We start from the raw sequence: 15,336 nt of genomic DNA, 5'->3' as shown, positions 1-15,336 counted from the left end.
CACCCGTCAGGCCCGTGGGCACCACGGGCCGCGCCCGACCCTCCCCCCGGGAGGGCGCATTGGCGATGTCATAAGGGGCTCGAACGGCATGAGTGCTTTTGAGTGCCCGGCATCGTGGCAAGTTCACCGGCGCCCTCCCAGTCTCGGGCGCGTCCCTCAGCTCTCGCGCGCGCGCATCCAGTCGTCCAGCGCCGCGATCTGCTCTGCCGTCATCCGCAGCCCCAGCTTGTTGCGCCGCCAGACCACATCCTCGGCGCTCACTGCGAATTCCTTTTCGATCAGCCAGACCACCTCGCGCTCACTTAGCGTCGCGCCGAAATCGCGCCCCAGATCATCCGCCGCCTGCGCATCGCCCAGAACCGCGCCCGCCTCGGTGCCGTAAGCGCGGATCAGGCGACCGGCCCAAGCCTCATCCAGAAACGGATACGCGGCCTGCAACCGCGCCTGCAAATCCGCCACACCGTCCACGGGAAAATCCCCGCCGGGCAGAGGCACCCCCGCCGTCCAATCGCCGCGCAGACCGGGAAAGAACAGCGCCGCTTTCTCCATCGCCCGCTCGGCCAGACGCCGGTAGGTGGTGATCTTGCCGCCAAAGACATTGAGCACCGGCGCGCCCAACTCGGCCTTTACGTTCAGCTTGTAATCGCGCGTCGCGGCGGTGGCGGAACTCGCGCCGTCATCATAGAGCGGGCGCACGCCGGAGAACGTCCAGACGATATCCGCGCGGGTGATGTCCTGCTTGAAATAGCCATTGGCGAAATCGCAGAGATACTGCTGCTCTTCGGGGGTGCAGATGGCGGGTTCCTCGGGGCTGCCATGATCCTGATCAGTGGTGCCGATCAGGGTAAACTCGCCCTCATAAGGGATCGCGAAAATGATCCGCCCGTCGCCGCCCTGAAAGAAATAGGCCTTGTCGTGATCAAACAGCTTTTTGGTCACGATATGGCTGCCGCGCACCAGCCGCACGCCCTCATTGGTGTCGATATGCACACGGTCCTGCAGGATCTCCCCGACCCAAGGCCCACCGGCATTGACCAGCATTTTCGCCCGCACCACCCGCTCGGCACCGGTCCGCACATCTTGCAGGGTCACCGCCCACAGCCCCTCAGCGCGGTGCGCGGCGGTCACTTTGGTGCGGGTCAGGATCTGCGCGCCACGGTCCTGCGCATCGCGGGCATTCAGCACCACCAGCCGCGCATCCTCGATCCAGCAATCAGAATATTCATAGGCCTTGGTGAACCTGTCGTCCAAGGGCGCGCCCTCCGGCCCCTCCCGCAGGTCCAGGGTCGTAGTCGCGGGCAGGATTTTGCGCCCGCCCAGCGTGTCATAGAAAAACAGCCCCAGCCGGATCAGCCACGCCGGCCGCCGCCCGCGCATCCACGGCATGACAAAGCTCAACACCTTTGAAACCGGCGTCTCCGCCTCAAAGCGCATGTCCTTATGGTAAGGCAGAATAAACCGCATCGGCCAGGAGATATGCGGCATCGCCTGCAGCAAAACCTCGCGCTCGATCAAGGCTTTGCGCACCAGCGAGACCTCGAAATACTCCAGATACCGCAGCCCGCCGTGGAACAATTTGGTCGAGGCCGAAGAGGTCGCCCAACCGAGATCATTCATCTCGGCCAGCACCACGCTGAGGCCCCGCCCCGCCGCATCCCGCGCGATCCCGCAGCCATTCACCCCGCCACCGATGATCAACATATCGCAGGGGTCAGGGCTCTGCTCTGGGTGTTGGGTATGCGCCACGGTGGTTCCAATCGGGTTGCCGGAACATCAGACGGCCCGATGTTCGTTTGTAAATTTATATGTTCGCAAATGCGCGATTTCAAGTCAGGAAACCCTGCCCATCGCTCCGCTTTGAATTTTCCCGCGGCAATGTTACCCCCAGCCGAGCGCAGCATCGGAGGCAGAGCCATGACCACAGACATTCGCCCGCAGTGGATCGCCGTCGATTGGGGCGCGGAGGTGCAGCGCGCTTATGCGATGGGCAAGGGCGGGCAGGTTCTGGCGCGCGCCGAATCGCGCCACGACAGCCTCGCGGATATCGAATCGCATCTGCTGGATCTGATCGGCCCTTGGCTTAGCGACACGCCGCTGCCGGTCCTCGCCTCTGGCCATATCGGCGCGGGTGGTGCCTTTGCCGTCACGCCCGGTGCCGTGCCTTGCAAACCCGCCGAGGCCAAGCCGCAACGCCAGCCGACCTGCGACGCACGCATCGCCCTGCATATTCTGCCCGGAGTGCAGCAATCCCGCCCCGCCGATCTGATGCAGGGCGGCGAAACGCAGGTGGCGGGTATCCTCGCCCAGCATCCGCAATTCGACGGCGTGCTTTGTCTGACCGGCGCGCAAAGCCGCTGGATCCATATCTCGGCCGAGGAAATCGTCAGCTTTCAATCCGCCCTCACCGGCGAATTGCGCGCGCTCCTGAGTGATCACAGCAGCCTGCAATCTGCGCTCAAGGGCGACGGGCCGCTCGATTTTGATGCGTTTGACGCCGCCCTCTCCGAGACCCTCTCGCGCCCCGAGCGGTTGGCACAGGCGCTGGCCGGCCTGCAGGCGATCACCGATCCGGCGCAAGCGCGCGGGCGGCTTTCGGGGCTGTTGATCGGGGCGGAACTGGCGGCGATGCGGCCCTATTGGCTGGGCCAACAGGTGCTGCTGGCGGGGCCGCAAGACCTCTCGGCGCTCTATGCCCGCGCGCTGCAAACACAGGGCGTGCCCAGCGCCAGCAATGATGCGGAATTCCTCACCCTCGCCGGTCTGTGCCTTGCGTGGAAGACCTTGCAAGCCGGATAACCGCGGCCGCATACCCCCAGAATACCAAAAAGCCCGCGCATCGCTGCACGGGCCTTTGGGATATATGGTGAGCCGGATTGGGATCGAACCAATGGCCAGCTGATTAAAAGTCAGCTGCTCTACCGCTGAGCTACCGGCCCACACATGCGATGCTACCTAAAAAGAACCGGCGCCAAGGTCAAGCGGTAAGCTGCACTTTTTCTTACACATTGTGCATCGAGGCGCCTTATGTCGCAGCGAATCAACCGCCGCTCAACATATAGCCCTCGCCGCGCACGGTTTGCAGGTAGCGCGGGCGCCGCGGGTCGGGCTCGATTTTGCGGCGCAGACGGGTGATCTGCACATCAATCGCGCGCTCTTGCGAGGGTTCCGGCGCCGCCAGCCCCTTGTCGCGGCTCAGATGTTCGACCAAGGCCTCGCGGCTCACCGCCTGCCCCTGCCGCGCCGCCAGCACCCGCATCAAGGCGGCCTCGGTCTGGGTCAGCCGCACCACCTCGCCGCCGTCGCGCAATTCGCCGCTCTCGATCTCATAGCGCATCCGCCCCATGATCAGCATCTGCGGGGTCAGCGGGCCTTGCTCGGGCAGCGGCGCGCGGCGCAGGATGGCATTGATCCGCAACACCAATTCGCGCGGCTCGAAGGGTTTGGCGAGATAGTCATCCGCCCCCGCCTCGAACCCCGCAATCCGGTCCCGCGCCTCGCCCCGCGCGGTCAGCAGGATCACCGGCGTGTCCAGCGCGCCGCGCAGCGCTTGCGTCAGTGCGATCCCGTCCTCGCCCGGCATCATCACATCCAGCACGATCAGATCGAACGCCAACCCGCTGAGCAGCCGCCGCGCCTGTGCGGCATCGCGGGCGGCGGTGACCATGAACCCCTGTTTGACCAGATAACGCTTGAGCAAATCCCTGATCCGCGCGTCATCATCGACGATCAGCAGATGCGCGGCGGTGAGATCGCTCATGAATTTGCGTCCATCAGTGACAGATATTGCGCGCGGATCTTGTCATCCATCATCGCCTCCAGCACCTGCCGGAACCCGGCCACCGCCTGCGGCCCCGCCGCGCGGTAGGCCGCCCGCATCCGCGCCCGCTGCGCCTCGGAAAGCTGCCGCTCCAGCTCCGCGCCTTTCTCGGTCAGATAGAGATGCCGCTCGCGCTTGTCCTTCAGGCCCACCCGCGATTCCACCAGCCCGTCCTCGATCAACGAGCGCAACACGCGGTTCAGCGATTGTTTGGTCACCCCCAGAAGCTTCAGCAGGTTGTTCACCGTGGTGCCCTGGTTGCGGTTGATGAAATGCAGCGCGCGGTGATGGGCGCGCCCATAGGACAGATCCGCCAGAATGCGGTCGGGGTCGGCGGTAAAGCCGCGGTAGGCGAAGAACATCGCCTCGATGCCTTTGCGCAACTGCTCATCGGTCAGGAACAGCAGAGTCTCGCCGCGTGTCGTTGTCTCAACCATATCTGCCCTCTGCTTTATCATCTCGCCTCCCGCCATTTTATGTCAGCCTTGTTGACTTTCCAAGATTATATTGTTAGCGACTCTCGTGATTGGCGCAACTTTATGCACGGCTCGCCCCCATAATGCGCAACAAAGTTAAAAACCAAGCAATCGGAGGCTCCTATGGCCGGTGCATATGACGACAGAGACGGGTTTATCTGGATGGACGGCGAACTGGTGCCTTGGCGCGAGGCCAACGTCCATATCCTGACCCACGCCCTGCATTACGCCTCTTCGGTGTTCGAGGGCGAGCGCTGCTATTCCGGCAAGATCTTCAAAAGCCGCGAACATTCGGCACGGCTGCTGGAATCCGGCAAGCTTCTGGACATGCCGATCCCCTATTCGATCGACGAGATCGAGGCCGCCAAAGAGGCCACGCTCAAGGCCAACAACCTGAGCGACGCCTATGTGCGGGTGGTCGCTTGGCGCGGGGCCGGCGATGATATGGGTGTCGCGTCCAGCCGCAATCCGGTGCGGATGGCGGTCGCGGTCTGGGAATGGGGCGCCTATTACGGCGACGCGAAATGGGAGGGCGCCAAGCTCGACATCGCCAAGTGGAAACGCCCCTCGCCCGAGACGATCCCCGTCGATGCCAAGGCCGCCGGTCTCTATATGATCTGCACGATGTCCAAACATATCGCCGAGTCCAAAGGCTGTTCGGACGCCTTGTTCATGGATTACCGCGGCTATGTGGCCGAGGCGACCGGCGCCAATGTGTTCTTTGTCAAAGACGGCGAGGTGCATACGCCGCTGCCCGACAGTTTCCTCAACGGGATCACCCGGCAGACGGTGATCGGCATGCTGGCCGAGATGAATATCCCCGTGCATGAGCGCCATATCATGCCCGAGGAACTCTCGTCCTTCACCGAATGCTTCCTCACCGGCACCGCCGCCGAGGTCACCCCGGTGGCGCAGATCGGCGATTATATGTTCGAGGTCGGGCAATTGACCCGCAATGTCTCGGACGCCTATGAAAAACTGGTCCGCAGCTGACCAAAAGGGAGCCCTCGGGCTCCCTTTTTCACTCCGCGCCGCGCCACCCTCTGGCCCGTGGTTCCCACGGGCCGCGCCCGACCCTCCCCCCGGGAGGGCGCACTGGCGATGCCACTCACCGCCCCACCAACATCCATGCTTTTGAGCGCCCCGCGCAGTGGCGAGGGCAGTTGCGCCCACCCAAGGCTCGGGCGCGCCCCTCAGCACAACACCCCGCCCCCATCATCTGTCCAAAAATATCCTGGGGGTGAGGCCCAAAGGGCCGAGGGGGCAACGCCCCCTAACCCCTCACGCCACCAGCGCCTCGGCCCGCTGCAGATCGACGCTGACCAACTGGCTGACCCCCTGCTCGGCCATGGTCACGCCAAACAGCCGGTCCATCCGCGCCATGCTCAGCGCGTTATGGGTGATGATCAGGAACCGCGTCTCGGTGCGCCGGGTCATCTCGTCCAAGAGGTCACAGAACCGCATGACGTTGGCGTCATCCAACGGCGCATCGACCTCGTCGAGCACGCAGATCGGCGCCGGATTGGCCAGAAACACCGCGAAGATCAGCGCCAGCGCGGTCAGCGTCTGCTCACCACCGGACAGAAGGCTCAACGACGACAGTTTCTTGCCCGGCGGCTGGCAGAGGATCTCCAGCCCCGCCTCCAAAGGATCATCGGATTCCACCAGCACCAGCCGCGCCTCGCCGCCGCCAAAGAGATGGGTGAACAGCGTGGCGAAATTGCTATTCACCTCGTCAAAGGCCGCCAGCAGCCGCTCGCGCCCCTCGCGGTTCAGCGCCGCAATCCCGTTGCGCAGCTTGCCAATTGCCGCCTCCAGATCGGCGCGCTCGGACACCAAGAGCCCGTGCTCCTCCTCGATTGCCCGTGCGTCTTCCTCGGCGCGCAGGTTGACCGCGCCGAGCCCGTCGCGGGCGCGTTTGAGCCGCGCGATATCGGTGTCGAGCTGCGCCACTTCGGGCATCGCATCCGCCGCAACCTCAAGCTGGTTCAACAGGCCCTGCGGCGTCGCGTCCAGCTCATCGGCGATCCGGTTGGCGGCCAGCGTCACCGCCTCGCCCGCCGCATCGACCCGCGCCTCGGCCCGCGCCCGTGCCTCGCGCGCTTCACCGGCGCCGCGCTCTGTCGCCCGCTCGGTCTCCTGCGCCGCCCTGAGCGCGCTTTCCGCGGTCAACAGCGCCTCGACGGCGGCATTGCGCCGCGCTTCGGCCTCGGCAATCGCCTCGCCCAATTCCTCGCGGCGCGCCTGTATTTCCTCGGGCGCGGCATTGGCCTCTTCCAGCTCTTCGGCGGCGGCTTCGGCGCGGCTTTCCAGATCATGGATGCGCTGCGCGGCGGTGGATTTGCGGCTTTCCCAGCTTTGGATATCGCGCGCCACTTCCTGCGCGCGGCTGCGGCGGGCAGACCCGTCGCGGCGCAATTCCTCCTGCGCGGCGCGGCGGGCCATCATCGCCATCCGCGCGGCCTCGACCTGTGTGCGCAGGCTCTCCAGCCCCGCGCGCGCCGTGTCCAGATCCTCGAGCCCCGCCAAAGCGTCCTGCGCCTCGGCCAGCCGTTCCTCGGCCTGTTCCGCCTCGCCCTGCATCCGCTCCAGCGCCAGAGCTGCGGTTTCGCGTTTTGACTGCAACAGGCTCGCCTGCGCCTCGGCGCGGCTGGCGGCGCGATTCGCCTCGCTCAGCCGCTGCTCGGCGGCGCGGCGGGCATCGCGCGCCATGCGGTCAGCCTCGGTCAGTTCCGCCAGTCGCGCCTGCCGCGCCTCATGCGCCTCACGCGCCATGTCCTGCCGCGCTTCGGCCTCGTCCAATTCCTCGCGCAACGCCTCAGCACGGTTGATCTGGGTCAGCCGGATTGCCGCCGCATTCGGCGCATCCTCGGCGCGCTGCATCAACCCGTCCCAACGCCAGAGATCGCCCTCGCGGGTCACCAACCGCTGCCCCGGAGAAAGCGCCGCATGCAAAGCCGCAGCCTCGCCCGCCGCGACCACACCGACCTGCGCCAAACGCCGCGCCAGCGCCTCGGGCGCCCGCACATGCGCCGCCAGCGATGCCGCGCCCGTGGGCAAAGCCGCCTCAGTCTCATAGGCGGGCAGTGCGTGCCAACCCGAGCCACCCTCCGCCAATGGCGCATTCAAATCATCGGCCAAAGCCGCGCCCAGCGCATGCTCATAGCCCGGATCAACGCCGATCTGGTCCAGTATCGCCCCCGAGGCATCGCGGTCGCGGGCAATCAGCCGGTCCAGCGCGCCCAATTCCGCCGCCAGCGCGGTCACCTCGCCCTCGGCAGCGGCCCGCGCGGCGCGGGTTTCGACCTCTTCCGCCTGCGCATCCCCGCGCGCTGCTTCGGTCTCAATCAGAGTTTCCTCGGTGGCCTCCAACAGCTCAATCGCAGCCTCGCGCGCCTCGGCGCTTTCCTCCTGCGCCTCTTCGGCATCGGCCAGAGCCTGCGCCGCCTGCGCCGCCTCATCCGCCGCCCGTTGCGCGCCCGAGGCCGCGCGCGTGCCCTCGGCCTGCGCCTCAGAGGCCTGCCGCGACAGCGATTGGTGCCTTGCTGCCAAACGCGCCACATCCTCGGTCGCCTCGGTCAGATGCGCCTCGATATCGGCCAGCACATCCGACGCTTCACGCGCCGCATCCACCGCTTCGGCCAAGCGCTCCTCATGGCCCTCACCGGCCTGCGCCAGCTGCTCGTCTTCCCATTGCAACCGCTCGATGCTCTCATCCGCATCCGCCGCCAATCCGGCCTCGCGCTGCGCATCCAAACGTAGCTGCTCGATCCGCGCCATCAGGGTGCGCACGGTGTCACGCGCGCGCGCCTCCTGATCGGCCAGCGTGTCGCGCTGCACCTGCAAGCGCTGCAGGATCGCACCGGCAATCGCCTCTTCCTCACGCAGGGGCGGCAGCGCATCCTCGCTGGCCTCGCGCGCTGCCAAAGCCTCGCGCGCCAGCCGCTCGGCAGTCACCGCCTGCGCAACCGCCGCGCTCAGCGCGGTCTGCACCTCGGTGCGCGCCAAGGACGCCTCGCGCCAGCGCCGATAGAGCAGCATCCCCTCGGCGCGGCGCAACTCCACGGCAATCTCGCGGTAGCGTTTCGCCTGCCGCGCCTGCCGCGCCAGCACGGTCAATTGCTGCGCCATCTGGTCAACGGTATCGCCGACGCGCTCCAAATTCGCCTCGGTGGCATTGAGCCGCAACTCCGCCTCATGACGCCGCTGATAGAGGCCCGAGATCCCCGCCGCTTCCTCCAAGATCCGCCGCCGCGCCTTGGGTTTGGCGTTGATCAGTTCCGAAATCTGCCCCTGCCGCACCAAGGCCGGAGAATGCGCGCCGGTCGAGGCATCGGCAAACAGCATCTGCACGTCGCGCGCCCGCACATCCTTGCCGTTCACCTTATAGGCCGAGCCCGCATCACGGGTGATCCTGCGCGAGACCTCAAGAAAATCGGAATCGTTGAACCCCGCAGGCGCCAGCCGGTCGGCATTATCAAGGCTGAGTGCGACCTCGGCAAAGGCCCGCGCGCCGCGTGACGAAGTGCCGGCGAAAACCACATCCTCCATCCCCGAGCCGCGCATCGCGGTGGGGCGGTTTTCGCCCATCACCCAACGCAAGGCCTCCAAAAGGTTGGATTTGCCGCAGCCATTCGGCCCGACCACACCGGTCAGCCCCTCGCGGATCACCAATTCGGTGGGGTCCACAAAGCTTTTGAAACCGTTGAGCCGGAGCCGCGTAAAATGCACGTGCCTGTCCTTCTTGGCATATTGCTCTTTATCCGGGTCTCGCGCCGCCAATAGCGCGCCCTTGCGCCTTGCCAAATACCAGAATCCGGTCAAATGCAAGAACGCACAGTCTCAGGCCCCGCTGCGCCCCTGTCAATGAAACCCCGCCCGATATGGCGTGATCTGCACCCTTATCCACAAGATATTGCGTGAAACAGCGCCATCCCTCCCCTGTGGGCCAGATGGATTGGCCCCTTGATGCGATGGGCGGTTTCGCGCCACACTGCGGAAAATCACTCAACCGTTAGGGTCAGCCAAATGTTCAAAGCGCTCGTTGTCGAAAAAGCCGAATCCGGCGACACCCACGCCTCGGTGCAAAATCTTGAGGACAGCCGCCTGCCCGAGGGCAATGTCACCGTCGCGGTGGAATATTCGACGCTGAACTATAAGGACGGGCTCTGCCTGACCTCGGGCGGCGGGCTGGTGCGCAATTACCCGCATGTGCCGGGCATTGATTTCGCCGGCACCGTCGAGGCCTCCGAGGATCCGCGTTACCGCGAGGGCGATAAGGTGGTGCTCACCGGCTGGCGGGTTGGTGAGGTGCATTGGGGCGGTTACGCCACACGCGCACGGGTCAATGCCGATTGGCTGGTGCCGCTGCCCGAGGGCTTGACCACGCGGCAGGCGATGTCGGTCGGCACCGCCGGTTTCACCGCGATGCTGGCGATCATGAGCCTTGAGGATCACGGGCTCGCCCCCGGCAATGGCGAGGTGCTGGTCACCGGCGCCGGTGGTGGCGTCGGCTCGGTGGCGGTCTCGGTGCTGTCGCGGCTCGGCCATCAGGTGGCGGCGGTCACCGGTCGCCCCGCGCTGGAGCCCTATCTGCGCGATCTCGGCGCCCACCGCATTGTGCCGCGCGAAGAGCTGGCCGAGACCGTCAAACGCCCGCTCGAGGCCGAGACCTGGGCGGGGTGTATCGACAGTGTCGGCGGCCCGATGCTGGCGCGGGTGCTGGGCCAGATGCAATATGGCGGCTCGGTGGCTTCGGTGGGTCTGGCGGGTGGGGCGAACCTGCCCGCCACCGTTATCCCCTTCCTGCTGCGCGGGGTGAACCTTTTGGGCATCGATTCTGTGATGCGCCCCTATGCCGACCGGGTGCGCGCATGGACCCGCATCGCCCGCGATCTGCCGGTCGAGAAACTCGAGGCGATGGTGCAGCCCGCGACGCTCAGTGATCTGCCCGATCTTGGCGCGGCGATCCTCAAGGGGCAGGTGCAGGGCCGTGTGCTGGTCGATGTCAACGCCTGACGCGGGCGGTTGATTAGCGCCCTAGTCACCACCCGCCGCGCAGTCCCGCGGTGCGTTGACCATGAACATCGCCGCCGCGGCCAGTTCCAGCGGCGGCACCACCCCGCGCAAGCGCTGCGCCTCGGCGTCATCGCCCGCAAAGGCGGCGATCACAAATGCCTGCTGATCCGCGTTCAACTCCGCGGAGGCCTGCGTGCCGATGCAAGTGCAGAGTTCCACCGGCATATTGCTGCCCGTGCCGCAGGCCGTGGCCACCGCTTGCACCTGCACCTGCGCCTCAGCCGCCGCATCTCCGCCCTGATCAGCCAGCGCCGCCGCGCCCAGACCAAGCACTGCGATTGCCACCAAGGTTGACGCTGAAGCTGACGCAGACACCGAAGCCGACACGGCCGAAATAACCCGAAATCCCATGGAATGACCCTTTCACTATCGCCTGCCGCGCCTTGAATGCCCCTGCGGGACAGCCAAAACGCAACCAGCTTGAAAGCCTCTATTCTAGCATGGATCGCGCGCGCCCCGAAGCGCGGCGCCGTTTAGCTGTCGTCGTCACCCTCGACAATCAGATCACTCTCATCGGCCATTTCCTCGAAATACCGCGCCGCGCCGGGATGTAGTGGCACCGGCAAACCGTCCTGCGCCATGCTCAGCGACAACAGACAGGCCGCCTGATGCACCTCGCAAAGATACTCCAGATTCTCGAACATCACGCGGGTGATCCGGTAGACATCCTCCTCGGGCACATCCGCATGCACCGCCAGAAAATTCGGCACCGCAATCGACTGCACCGCCTCCTCCATACCGGCATAGGTGCCGCCCGGGATCGACACCGTGGCGGCGCTGCGCAAGACCTCCGAGATCCGCGCCAGCTCCGCATCCGAAACCGAGAGCAACACCACACTGTCGCCCATCGCCGTCATCAGATTGGAGACCGCGCCGACGCCAAGACCGGATTCGATATTCACCCCGGCGATCCGCCCCTCGGGCAGGGATTCCACCGAATCGCGGTAGGTTTCATTGACCGGATTCCACTCCTGATAGGGCAGCTCCAGCGCCTCGAAGATCAGCGCGTTGATCTGCTCGGTGCTCGACCCCGCCGGGCCCAGCGAAAACCCCAGTCCGGTCAGGTTCTGCAAATCCGCCAGCGTGCCCTCCTCGGCGAGATCGGCGCGCAGGAGAAAATGCGCGACATCCGGCCAGAGCATGGTGACCGCCCGCAGATCCTCGCCCGCGGTCAGCGCTTGCACCGCGTTTGCCGCGCCAGAGGTCGCCTCGGTGGCTGTCTCGCCGCTGGTCTCTTCAGCCTCCGCAGACACCTCGGCCGCAGCGCCCGCCGCCATACCCACCGCCTGCAAGAACGCGAAATCGGCGCGGCCGGCCTCCATCATCGAGATATTATCCACCGACCCGCCCGAGACCACCGCCTCCATATCAATGCCGAACTGGCTGGCGAGGTTGATCTTGGTCAGTAACGCCAGCGCCACCCCCACCGGATAATAGGTGCCCCCCGCATTCGCCGTCGCCAACGTATAGACACGCGGCTCGCTCTGCGCCGCCGCCGTCACCCCCGACAGCGCGGCAAGTGGCGCGGCCAAAGCCAAAGCAAGCAGATGCGGGCGGATGAAACGCATAGAGTTCTCCAATCAAAACCGGTGCCGGAACCGTCAAACAGCGTGGAAAGCATGGCGATCTGACGATAATTATCAAGCCGCAATAGCGTTAATTTCGCCCCGCGAACACCCCGCGCCCCCGACGATCGCGTGATCCGCGCGCGCCGGATCGGCTTTTGACCCGCCGCGTAAAAACCGGCAGACTATGCGGGAAATCCGCAACATCCCCTCAAACCCCGCGAGAAACCGCCATGCTGGACCAGATCGACGCCAAAATCCTCGCAGCCATTCAGGATAACGCCATGTTGACCGCGCAAGAGCTGGGCGAGCGCATCAACCTCTCCGCTTCGCAGGCCGCCCGTCGCCGTGCGCGGCTGGAAAGCGAGGGCTATGTCACCGGCCATTCCGCCCGCCTCGACCCCGCGCGCATCGGGCTCACTGTGCAGGCCTTCGTGCAGGTGCAAATGTCCACCCATACGCCCGAACGCGCCAAGGGCTTCGAGCGTCTGTTGCAGGCCCAGCCCGAGGTGATCAGCGTCTGGACCCTGACCGGCGAGGCCGATTATCTGCTGCATGTCTGGTGCGCCGATCTCGCCGCGCTCAACCAGTTGATCCACGACCGCCTGCTGCCCGACCCCGCCGTCGCCCGGGTGCAAAGCCAGATCGTGATGAACCAGCTCAAATCCTTCACCGGCCTCCCCGTCTGAGCGCAAACTGTCTGAGCCACCCGATCAATCCGCAAACCCATACAATTTGCCTAAAATTGCCCCACTTTATGCCCCAAATATCCTGGGGGTGAGGCCCGCAGGGCCGAGGGGGCAACGCCCCCAACCCTCTGGCCCGTGGGAACCACGGGCCGCGCCCGACCCTCCCCCCGGGAGGGCGCATGGCGATGTCAGTCAAATCCCGACCGACATACGTGCTTTGAAGCAGGCCGCGCCGTGGAAAGCGCTCAAACGCCCACCCAGGGTCGGGCGCGTCCCTTCGCACTTTGTGTTGGCCGCATCGGCCCCCCTACCCCGCCAGGATCATCGCCGCCGCCTTCTCGGCGATCATCAGCGTCGGGGAATTGGTGTTGCCGCTGATAATACTCGGCATGATCGAGGCATCGACCACCCGCAGCCCCTCGACGCCATTGACCCGCAGCTCAGGGCTGACCACCGCGCGCGGATCAACCCCCATGCGACAGGTGCCCACCGGATGGAAAATCGTCGTCCCGATATCCCCCGCCGCGCGCATAACTTCCGCGTCGCTCTGCGCCTGCGCGCCGGGCATGAACTCCTCGGGCCGGTAGCGCGCCAAAGCCGGCGCCTGCATGATCCTGCGGGTCAGCCGGATCGCGCGCAGCGCCACCTGCCGGTCGGCCTCGGCACTCAGATAGTTCGGCGCGATCACCGGCGGCTGCATGGGATCGGGCGAGGCTATCCGCACCGTGCCGCGGCTCTCGGGCTGCAGATGGCAGACGCTGGTGGTGATCGCCGGAAACCTATGCAGCGTCTCGCCAAAGGCGCCCAGCGACAGCGGCTGCACGTGATATTCCAGATCGGCGCGCGCCACATCGGGGCCCGAGCGCGCAAAGGCCCCCAATTGACTGGGCGCCATTGACATCGGCCCACTGCGCGCCAGCGCATATTGCAGCCCGATCTTCGCCTGCCCCAGCCATGTGCCCGCCATCGTGTTCAGCGTCTTCGCGCCCGTCACCTTATAGGCCATGCGCAGTTGCAGATGATCCTGCAGGTTCTCGCCAACATCGCTGTCATGGCGCGTGGCAATCCCGTTTTCTTGCAACACCGCCCCCGGCCCGACGCCTGAGAGCTGCAACAGCTGCGTCGAGCCGATCGACCCCGCCGAGAGCACCACCTCCGCATTGCAGCGCGCCTCTACGGGATGCCCGTCGCGCAGATAGCGCACGCCGACGCAGCGCGCGCCGTCGAAAATCAGCCCCTGTGCCTGCGCGCTGGTGTGGATCTCAAGGTTGCGCCGCCCACGCGCGGGGCGCAAGAACGCCTTGGCGGTATTCCACCGCCAGCCGCGCCGCTGGTTGACCTTGAAATAGCCGACGCCCTCATTGTCGCCGGTGTTAAAATCCGCCGTTGCGGGGATGCCGGTCTCGGCGGCAGCCTTGGCCCAATCGTCCAGAATATCCCAGCGCAGCCGCTGGTTCTCGACCCGCCATTCACCGCCCACGCCATGCATCTCACCGGGTTCGGCGTCCAAATCTCCGGCGGCATAATCCTCATGCGCCTTGAAATAGCCCAGCACATCCTCCCAGCCCCAGCCGGTATTGCCCATCTGCCGCCAAAGGTCGTAATCCGCCGCCTGCCCGCGCAGATAGAGCATGCCGTTGATCGAGCTACAGCCGCCCAATATCTTGCCCCGCGGATACAAGAGGCTGCGCCCGTTCAGCCCCGCCTCTGGCGCGGTTTTCAGCAGCCAGTCGGTGCGCGGATTGCCAATGCTATAGAGATAACCCACCGGAATATGCACCCAGAGGTAATTGTCGCGGCCCCCCGCCTCGAGCAAAAGCACCTTGGCTTTGGCGCTCAGCCGATTGGCCAAGAGCGCTCCGGCGCTGCCTGCTCCCACGATGATATAGTCGTAATCTGCCATCCGCGCCTCCGCCTGCAGCGACAGTAGCAGCCTGTGATTCGGATGCAACGCGCAGATGGTGGGGCCGATCGCATCGGGATCGACTGTAAGTCTTGCGGTGGGGAAGGTCGCTGATGCTATCCCTAGCGGTTGTTGAAAATCCGGTTTTTTGCTACATCAGGTCAGAGTATCCACCGCATCAAGACGGCGTTAAATGCCGCACAGACCGGATCGAGGCAGAGATGAAGCATTTACTCCTAACCGCAACGCTGGGACTGGCGCTGCTGGCGCCCGCGGCGGCCATTGCCGGACCGTTGGAAACCGCCTGCAACCGCTCGGACCGGGCGCAGTCCAACCGCGCGCTCTGCCGCTGCATCGATTCGGTGGCCCGCAACACGTTGACCCGCAGCGAGCAACGCCGCGCCGCGCGGTTCTTCTCCGAGCCGGATGAGGCACAGCGCGTGCGCATGTCGCCGACGCGGCGGGACAATGAGTTTTGGGCCCGCTACCGCGCCTTCGGCGCCGCCGCCGAACGCAGCTGCTCGTAAGCCAAGCGCAAACCTCTGTTTCGCCCGGCGCCACCGCCGGGCCGCGCCCGACCCTCCCGCCGGGAGGGCGCAGTGGCGATGTCAGGCAAAGCCCAACCCACGCTGTGGAAAGGGTGCGTCCCCAGTATCGTGCGCAACCCTCTGTGCTTTCGTTACAGTGGTTTAATGAAAGGCGGGTTCAGGCGGCGCTGGTAACTGAGGCGCCACTGTTCAACCGTTTGGCCCGTGGGAACCACGGGCCGCGCCCGACCCTCCCCCCGGGAGGGCGCATTGGCGATGTC

At 65.6% G+C, this 15,336-nt stretch carries 12 protein-coding genes and 1 tRNA gene; 5 read left to right on the top strand and 8 right to left on the bottom strand.

The window, feature by feature from the left end:
- Positions 1 to 156 precede the first annotated feature (156 nt).
- Positions 157 to 1,701, bottom strand: a complete 1,545-nt coding sequence (gene glpD, locus DDE20_RS12690; RefSeq protein WP_116558875.1) for a glycerol-3-phosphate dehydrogenase — start codon at positions 1,699 to 1,701, stop codon at positions 157 to 159.
- Positions 1,702 to 1,914: 213 nt separating this feature from the next.
- Between glpD and DDE20_RS12685 the strand changes: the two genes are divergently transcribed.
- Positions 1,915 to 2,796: a 2-dehydro-3-deoxygalactonokinase gene (locus tag DDE20_RS12685; protein ID WP_116558874.1), complete on the top strand. Its 882-nt coding sequence runs from the start codon at positions 1,915 to 1,917 to the stop codon at positions 2,794 to 2,796.
- Between the two features lie 65 nt (positions 2,797 to 2,861).
- Here the strand turns inward: DDE20_RS12685 and DDE20_RS12680 are convergent.
- The 3 genes from DDE20_RS12680 to DDE20_RS12670 all read right to left on the bottom strand — a co-directional run bounded on the left by DDE20_RS12680 (position 2,862) and on the right by DDE20_RS12670 (position 4,254).
- Positions 2,862 to 2,936, bottom strand: a tRNA-Lys gene (locus tag DDE20_RS12680).
- Positions 2,937 to 3,037: 101 nt separating this feature from the next.
- Complete coding sequence (locus tag DDE20_RS12675; RefSeq protein WP_116558873.1) at positions 3,038 to 3,757, bottom strand: response regulator; 720 nt, start codon at positions 3,755 to 3,757, stop codon at positions 3,038 to 3,040.
- The gene (locus DDE20_RS12670; RefSeq protein WP_116558872.1) at positions 3,754 to 4,254 is read right to left on the bottom strand and encodes a MarR family winged helix-turn-helix transcriptional regulator; all 501 of its coding nucleotides are present in this window, start codon (positions 4,252 to 4,254) and stop codon (positions 3,754 to 3,756) included. Before DDE20_RS12670 ends, DDE20_RS12675 begins: the two co-directional genes overlap by 4 nt.
- 162 nt (positions 4,255 to 4,416) lie before the next feature.
- Between DDE20_RS12670 and DDE20_RS12665 the strand changes: the two genes are divergently transcribed.
- On the top strand, positions 4,417 to 5,286 hold the full coding sequence (locus tag DDE20_RS12665; protein WP_116558871.1) for a branched-chain amino acid aminotransferase: 870 nt from the start codon (positions 4,417 to 4,419) through the stop codon (positions 5,284 to 5,286).
- A gap of 288 nt (positions 5,287 to 5,574) precedes the next feature.
- On the opposite strand, the gene smc is transcribed toward DDE20_RS12665, so the two are convergent.
- Positions 5,575 to 9,024: a chromosome segregation protein SMC gene (gene smc / locus DDE20_RS12660; protein ID WP_116558870.1), complete on the bottom strand. Its 3,450-nt coding sequence runs from the start codon at positions 9,022 to 9,024 to the stop codon at positions 5,575 to 5,577.
- Between the two features lie 297 nt (positions 9,025 to 9,321).
- Between smc and DDE20_RS12655 the strand changes: the two genes are divergently transcribed.
- Positions 9,322 to 10,311 carry an MDR family oxidoreductase gene (locus tag DDE20_RS12655; RefSeq protein WP_116558869.1) on the top strand — a complete coding sequence of 330 codons (990 nt, stop codon included), beginning with the start codon at positions 9,322 to 9,324 and terminating at the stop codon, positions 10,309 to 10,311.
- Positions 10,312 to 10,332: 21 nt separating this feature from the next.
- Here DDE20_RS12655 and DDE20_RS12650 read toward each other — a convergent pair whose 3' ends face one another.
- A complete protein-coding gene (locus DDE20_RS12650; RefSeq protein WP_133240352.1) occupies positions 10,333 to 10,659 on the bottom strand; it encodes a hypothetical protein in 327 nt (108 codons plus the stop codon).
- A 185-nt stretch (positions 10,660 to 10,844) separates the two neighbouring features.
- Positions 10,845 to 11,939 carry a TAXI family TRAP transporter solute-binding subunit gene (locus DDE20_RS12645; protein ID WP_116558867.1) on the bottom strand — a complete coding sequence of 365 codons (1,095 nt, stop codon included), beginning with the start codon at positions 11,937 to 11,939 and terminating at the stop codon, positions 10,845 to 10,847.
- A gap of 230 nt (positions 11,940 to 12,169) precedes the next feature.
- On the opposite strand from DDE20_RS12645, the gene DDE20_RS12640 reads away from it, so the two are divergent.
- Entirely contained in the window at positions 12,170 to 12,625 is a 456-nt protein-coding gene (locus DDE20_RS12640; protein WP_116558866.1) for an Lrp/AsnC family transcriptional regulator, read from the top strand.
- A gap of 307 nt (positions 12,626 to 12,932) precedes the next feature.
- On the opposite strand, the gene DDE20_RS12635 is transcribed toward DDE20_RS12640, so the two are convergent.
- Positions 12,933 to 14,528, bottom strand: a complete 1,596-nt coding sequence (locus DDE20_RS12635; protein WP_116558865.1) for a GMC family oxidoreductase — start codon at positions 14,526 to 14,528, stop codon at positions 12,933 to 12,935.
- Positions 14,529 to 14,749: 221 nt separating this feature from the next.
- On the opposite strand from DDE20_RS12635, the gene DDE20_RS12630 reads away from it, so the two are divergent.
- A complete protein-coding gene (locus DDE20_RS12630) occupies positions 14,750 to 15,055 on the top strand; it encodes a hypothetical protein (protein ID WP_116558864.1) in 306 nt (101 codons plus the stop codon).
- Positions 15,056 to 15,336 lie beyond the last annotated feature (281 nt).

The sequence above is a fragment of the Pararhodobacter oceanensis genome (assembly GCF_003076755.1).
GTDB classification, from domain to species: Bacteria; Pseudomonadota; Alphaproteobacteria; order Rhodobacterales; family Rhodobacteraceae; genus Pararhodobacter; species Pararhodobacter oceanensis.
This window is presented reverse-complemented; position numbering and strand designations above follow the sequence as displayed.